This window comes from Prevotella sp. SGI.167 (genome assembly GCF_050313615.1).
Classification (GTDB): Bacteria; Bacteroidota; Bacteroidia; order Bacteroidales; family Bacteroidaceae; genus Prevotella.
Genome location: NZ_JBNPLT010000036.1, coordinates 22,439 through 28,774, shown reverse-complemented (window position 1 = coordinate 28,774; position 6,336 = coordinate 22,439). Strand labels below are relative to the sequence as shown.

Below are 6,336 nucleotides of genomic sequence, written 5' to 3'. Positions count from 1 at the left end.
CCGAAACTACCAAATTTTTCAAGAAGAAAGTTTCATTTTTATTTTAAATTTAACAGCATTAAACACTTCACGGCGTTTTATGTCATACTGCTCCTTATAATATACATACGTGCACTCGCAGATATGTGCGGGCACACACATACATGCGCAATCCATAATACTGTATTGAAAAATAAAGGGAGAAGAAAAGAAGAAAGAAAAGAGGAAAGGAAGAAAAGAGAGAATAAAGGAGGAAAAGGATAAAGAAAACAAGAAACTATGAAAAACATTTTGCCATATAAAAAAAATGTAGTACCTTTGCAGACGTTTTAACGGATAACAAGAAATAATTACATAATTTTTAAAACTTTCAAATGAAGGCATTAGCAATTAAGTCGAGTTTGTTTTCCTGTTTGAAGACATACAACAAGAAAACATTCATGTCTGACCTCATGGCAGGTATCATTGTTGGTATTGTAGCCCTGCCTCTGGCCATCGCATTCGGTATCGCTTCTGGCGTGACCCCTGAAAAGGGTATCATCACCGCTATTGTAGCAGGTCTTATCATCTCCATCTTCGGTGGAAGCAAGGTGCAGATAGGTGGTCCTACGGGAGCATTCATCGTTATCATCTATGGCATTATCCAGAAATATGGCATGGAAGGTTTGACGATAGCGACACTGATGGCTGGTCTGTTCCTGGTTCTCTTTGGACTTCTCCGTCTTGGAACCATCATCAAGTATATCCCTTACCCTATCGTAGTGGGATTCACCAGTGGTATCGCCGTAACCATTTTCACGACCCAGATCAAGGACCTCTTTGGATTGACACTAGCTTCCAATCCTTCCGACTTCCTGGAGAAATGGGGTGTCTACTTCCAGAGTTTTGATACCATCGATCCATGGTGTGCCCTCATCGGTGTAGTGAGCGTAGTGGTTATCGCCATCACACCAAAGTTCAGCAAGAAGATTCCGGGTTCTCTCATTGCCATCATCCTGATGACAGTAGTAGCACTATTGCTCAAGCAGTTTGCTGGTGTAGAGAGCATAGAAACCATCGGTGACCGCTTCTCTATCAGCAATGAGTTGCCTGCAGCCCAGGTTCCAGAGATGAACTGGGAGACTATCAAGAGTCTCGTATCTCCAGCCATCACCATCGCCATTCTGGGTGCTATCGAGAGTTTGCTTTCTGCAACCGTAGCCGATGGTGTCATCAGCGATCATCATGACAGTAATACCGAGTTGGTAGCCCAGGGTTTGGCTAACCTCGCTTCCCCACTCTTTGGCGGAATCCCAGCCACAGGTGCCATCGCCCGTACCATGACCAATATTAATAATGGTGGTAAGACTCCAGTTGCCGGCATCATTCATGCTGTGGTATTGTTGCTGATATTCCTCTTCCTGATGCCTCTTGCCAAATACATCCCGATGGCATGTCTTGCCGGTGTATTGGTTGTTGTATCCTACGGAATGAGCGGATGGAGAAGTTTCCTGGCGCTGATGAAGAATCCGAAGAGCGATGTTACAGTGCTCCTGATCACCTTCTTCCTCACCATCATCTTCGACCTGACCGTGGCTATCGAGGTAGGTTTGATTATCGCCTGCCTGCTCTTCATGAAGCGAATGAGCGAAACCACCGACGTGACAGCCATCACAGATGATGAGATTGACTTGAACAAGGAGTTCGACTTCCTCTCTACCAACCTTGAGCACTATACGATTCCTAAGGGTGTAGAGGTATACGAGATCAATGGTCCGTTCTTCTTCGGAGCCGGTAACAAGTTTGAGGAAGTGATGGCAGCTTTCGGAGATCGTCCAAAGGTACGTGTCATCCGTATGCGCAAGGTTCCATTTGTTGATTCTACTGGTATCCACAACCTCACCAACCTCTGCAAGATGAGCCAGAAGGAGGACATTCAGGTTGTACTCTCTGGTGTATGTGAGAAAGTGAATGCCCAGTTGGAGAAGGCAGGTTTCTACAATATTCTTGGCAAGGATAATATCACAGATCACATCAGCAAGGCTCTGAAACGTGCTGAAGAGATTATTGAGAAGGAAACTGTTAATAGTTAATAGTTTACAGTTAACATTTTACTGATTGTAGACCATCAAATAAAAAAGATGCATTGCTGGATATACCAGTAATGCATCTTTTTTTATTGTCATCAAGTAACTGTTAACTATCAACTATTACAAAACTGTTAACCATAAACTGTTAACTATCAACTATTACAAAACTGTTAACTATCAACTATTACAGAACCTTTCCCAGGAACTCCTGCAATCTTGGCGATTTTGGATGGTTGAATATTTGCTCAGGAGTTCCATCTTCCGTGATATAGCCGTCACAGAAGAAGAGAACACGGTTTGCCACTTCTCTTGCAAACCCCATCTCATGCGTCACCACCACCATGGTCATTCCCTCGGCAGCAACATCTTTCATCAACTGCAACACCTCTCCCACCATCTCTGGGTCCAGTGCCGAAGTCGGCTCATCAAAGAGGAGCACCTCGGGATTCATCGCCAGGGCACGGGCGATTGCCACACGCTGCTTCTGTCCACCCGAAAGACTGTCGGGATAGCTGTCTGCCTTGTCCAGCAGTCCGATACGGGTCAGGAGTTCCGTTGCCTTCTCATCGGCTTCTTCCCTTGTCATCTTGCCCAATTCTACCGGAGCCAGCATGATATTGCGGCGAATAGTCATATTAGGGAAGAGATTGAACTGCTGGAACACCATGCCCACTCTCTGGCGCATCTTGTTGATGTCTACATCCCAGGAAGTGATATCCATACCGTCGATATAGATTTTACCTTTGGTAGGTTCCTCCAGCAGATTGATGGAGCGCAGGAAAGTACTCTTTCCGCAACCCGATGGACCGATAATGGCTACAACCTCGCCTTTCTTCACCGAGGTTGTGATGCCTTTCAGTACCTCGTTGTCGCCGAAGCGTTTACGAAGTCCTTCTATCTTGATTATTTCGTTCATTTTATTCATTGTTTTATCTTTCACTCTTTCTCAGTCGCTTCTCCAGCTTTCTCACGCCTGCATTCAGTCCGAGAACGAGGATGAGATAGAGGCAGGCTACTACGCCCAATGGCATCATTGCCTCGTAGGTGATGCTTCGGATGATGTCAGAACCCTTGGTCAAGTCTCCCAGTCCGATATAACCGCTGATAGAGGTTTCCTTGAGCAGAGTGATGAGCTCGTTACCCATTGCCGGGAGCACATTCTTGAAGGCTTGCGGCAGGATGATGAGGCGCATGGTCTTTCCATACGAGAGACCGAGACTTCTGCCCGCCTCCATCTGGCCTTCATCCACCGACATGATGCCCGAACGGATTACCTCGGCAATATAGGCAGCCGAGTTCAATCCGAAGGCGATGACAGCCACCAGTATTTTATTGACATCTGCCGAGGCAAAGACCACATAATAGATGATGAGCAACTGCACCATCGTTGGCGTGCCACGCATGATGGTGAGATACAGCTGACAGAGCATATTCGGAATCCTCCAGCCGCCTCTACGCTCATGACGTGCTCTTACGATGGCTATCACCGTACCCAATATCACGGAAAGGATGATGGCAAAGAAGGTGATGATGAGCGTATTGCCCAAGCCCTGCAACAGATACTGATAACGGTTGTCATCCATGAAGCAGGATTTGAACTTATCTATCATTCCCGGCTGATTGCCAGCAGCTTTCACGTCTCCGGAATTCACCATGATGACCTGTCTGACATCGGCATAGGAATCTGTAAATCCGATATTCTTCTCTCGTTCAGGAGTCACCGTGATACCGGCAATACCTGCATCTGCCTTACCAGCCTGCACTGAGGTGATGATGGCGTCAAACTCCATATCGAGAATCTCCACATCCACGCCCATCACATCGCCGATGGCATTCGCCACATCCACATCGATGCCCACAATCTTGCCATTCTGGTAATACTCGAAAGGCTCGAAAGTAGCGTTGGTGGCAAATCGCAGACTCTTCTTCAGTCCCAGATGCTCCAGCGCTTCCGGTCCCACTTTCTTCACATCCGAAGTCTTGGGCGTATAAGCCACGGCAATGCCCCTTTCCAGATGGCGGTTTACGATAGAGTCGATAACGCCATTCGCTTTCAGGATACGGATGGCATGATTGATGGACTGCTTCAACTCTGAATGATCCTTAGCCACGCAGATAGCGAACGAAGAAGCGTCGAAGGTCTCAGGCAGGATATTGAGCGATGGATTCACCCGCTTAAATGCCTTGGCTGGCGCCTCATCGGTCACCATACAGTCTATCTTTCCCTGCAGGAGAGCCTGGATGGCATCGGCACCCTTGTTGTACCGTTCCACCTTGGTGCCATCTCCTTTCTTTTCCAACTCGGTGGCAAGTCCGTCACTCGTGGTACCGAGCTGCACACCTATCACAGCCCCCTTCAGGTCTGCCTTTGTCTTCAACTGCTTTCGGGTTTCTGAAGATTCTGAACCGCATGCTGCCAGGAACAGACAGAGAAGCATCGCCCAGAAACTCAGTCGAAGACATCTTAAATTTCTATATTTCATTATTTCTGTATCTACTTATAACTGCTTCATATACTCAGCGCACATCTCTGCGCATCTCTCACCGTCTACGCCAGCCGATACGATTCCCCCAGCATATCCTGCGCCTTCACCGCATGGGAAGAGTCCCTGGATGCGTACATGCTGCAGGGTTTCCCTGTCACGGATGATGCGGACAGGCGATGAGGTTCTCGTCTCCATCGCTATCAGGGTAGCCTCGTTGGTCAGGAAGCCATGTGCATTCTTGCCGAAGGTCTTAAAGCCTTCCTGCAGACGCTTGCTCACGAACGAAGGCATCCAGAAATGCAGCGGACTGCTGATGATACCCGGAGCATAGCTGCTCTTTGGCAGGTCGTAGCTCAGACGGTTGTTCACGAAGTCGGCCATACGCTGGGCTGGTGCCGTCTGCTTCATGTTGCCCTGTTGCCAGCACTGCTTTTCTACTATCTGCTGGAAGTACATCATCTGGAGTGAAGAGTGAAGATTGAAGAGTGAAGAATTCTCCTGCGCCTTCATTTCCGTCTGTTCGATGATAGCCTGATGTTCCTTCACGAACTGCGCCACATCCTCGGGATGCGTTTCCACCACCATGCCCGAATTGCTCCAGGCAGTGCCACGGTTACTAGGACTCATACCGTTCACCACGAGCTGTTCCGGTCCGGTAGCAGCCGGAATCACAAAGCCACCCGGACACATACAGAAGCTATAGACACCTCTGCCATCTACCTGAGTAACGAAGCTATATTCGGCAGCAGGCAGATATTTTCCCCTACCACTCTTATTGTGATACTGAATCTGGTCGATGAGCTGGGATGGATGTTCCAGGCGCACGCCCACGGCGATGCCCTTTGCCTCGATATCTATCTTTGCCGAAGCGAGATAGCGGTATACATCGCGGGCACTATGACCTGTTGCCAGGATAACCGGTCCGCGATAAGTTTCCTCAGCACCCGTAGCCAGATTCACGGCTTCTACACCTATCACCTTATCGCCAGCTGCAGCATCAGATGCCGTCAGCTTACCTTCACTCTCAAGGATCAGACGAATCATCTTGGTCAGGAAATGCACTTCGCCGCCACACTTGATGATGGTGTTGCGCATGTTTTCAATGACGCGCGGCAACTTGTCGGTACCGATATGCGGATGGGCATCTGCCAGGATATTGGTATTGGCACCATGCTGGCAAAAAACGTTCAGAATCTTGTCTACACTTCCCCTTTTCTTGCTTCGGGTATAGAGTTTGCCGTCACTATAAGCACCGGCTCCACCTTCACCGAAACAGTAGTTGCTCTCCCCATCCACTTTTTGGGTTTTGGTAATGTTAGAAAGGTCCTTCTTGCGTTCGCGCACATCTTTTCCCCTTTCCAATACGATAGGACGGTAACCCAATTCTATCAGGCGCAGAGAAGCGAAGAGGCCGCCAGGTCCCTCACCCACAACAATAACACGAGGTCTGCTGCTCACATCGGGATATTCCGTATGAATATACTGGTCGTCTTGCGGAAACTCATTGATATAGGCACGCACCTTCAGGTTCACGAAGATGGTACGCTGGCGGGCGTCGATGCTTCGCTTCAACACTCTCACCTGATTCAATGTTCTCACATCCAATCCTTTCTCCTTGGCGAGATAACGCTTGATGCCTTCCTCGCTTGCTGCCTGTTCGGGCAGAATTCTTATCTGATACTCCTGAATCATTTATTTTAAACTTTGAACTTTAAGCTTTGAACTTTATGATTAGTTTTATGAAAATGACGAGTGACAAGTGACGGATTTCACATTACATTCACAATTCACTTTTCACTTTC

5 protein-coding genes are annotated in these 6,336 nt (G+C 48.0%); 2 read left to right on the top strand and 3 right to left on the bottom strand.

From position 1 onward, the window contains the following. Both ACQRBJ_RS13790 and ACQRBJ_RS13785 read left to right on the top strand, forming a co-directional pair. Positions 1–243: hypothetical protein (locus ACQRBJ_RS13790; RefSeq protein WP_445303933.1), on the top strand; the 243-nt coding region annotated here is incomplete at its 5' end. A gap of 110 nt (positions 244–353) precedes the next feature. After that, entirely contained in the window at positions 354–2,051 is a 1,698-nt protein-coding gene (locus ACQRBJ_RS13785) for a sulfate permease (RefSeq protein ID WP_294972587.1), read from the top strand. Between the two features lie 181 nt (positions 2,052–2,232). Here ACQRBJ_RS13785 and ACQRBJ_RS13780 read toward each other — a convergent pair whose 3' ends face one another. From ACQRBJ_RS13780 to ACQRBJ_RS13770, 3 genes are read right to left on the bottom strand one after another with little or no spacing between them, the layout of a single operon-like run. Beyond that, positions 2,233–2,973, bottom strand: coding sequence for an amino acid ABC transporter ATP-binding protein (locus ACQRBJ_RS13780; protein WP_445303932.1), 741 nt, complete (start codon positions 2,971–2,973; stop codon positions 2,233–2,235). Between the two features lie 4 nt (positions 2,974–2,977). Next, positions 2,978–4,531 (bottom strand): ABC transporter substrate-binding protein/permease, encoded by a 1,554-nt coding sequence (locus tag ACQRBJ_RS13775; protein WP_295346638.1) that lies wholly within the window; start codon positions 4,529–4,531, stop codon positions 2,978–2,980. Positions 4,532–4,546: 15 nt separating this feature from the next. Then, positions 4,547–6,226 (bottom strand): NAD(P)/FAD-dependent oxidoreductase, encoded by a 1,680-nt coding sequence (locus tag ACQRBJ_RS13770; RefSeq protein WP_445303931.1) that lies wholly within the window; start codon positions 6,224–6,226, stop codon positions 4,547–4,549. Between the last annotated feature and the right edge of the window lie 110 nt (positions 6,227–6,336).

Coding starts and splice junctions, on each gene's coding strand:
- ACQRBJ_RS13785 (WP_294972587.1), top strand. CDS start 354: ATGAAGGCATTAGCAATTAAGTCGAGTTTGTTTTCCTGTTTGAAGACA.
- ACQRBJ_RS13775 (WP_295346638.1), bottom strand. CDS start 4,531: ATGAAATATAGAAATTTAAGATGTCTTCGACTGAGTTTCTGGGCGATG.
- ACQRBJ_RS13780 (WP_445303932.1), bottom strand. CDS start 2,973: ATGAATAAAATGAACGAAATAATCAAGATAGAAGGACTTCGTAAACGC.
- ACQRBJ_RS13770 (WP_445303931.1), bottom strand. CDS start 6,226: ATGATTCAGGAGTATCAGATAAGAATTCTGCCCGAACAGGCAGCAAGC.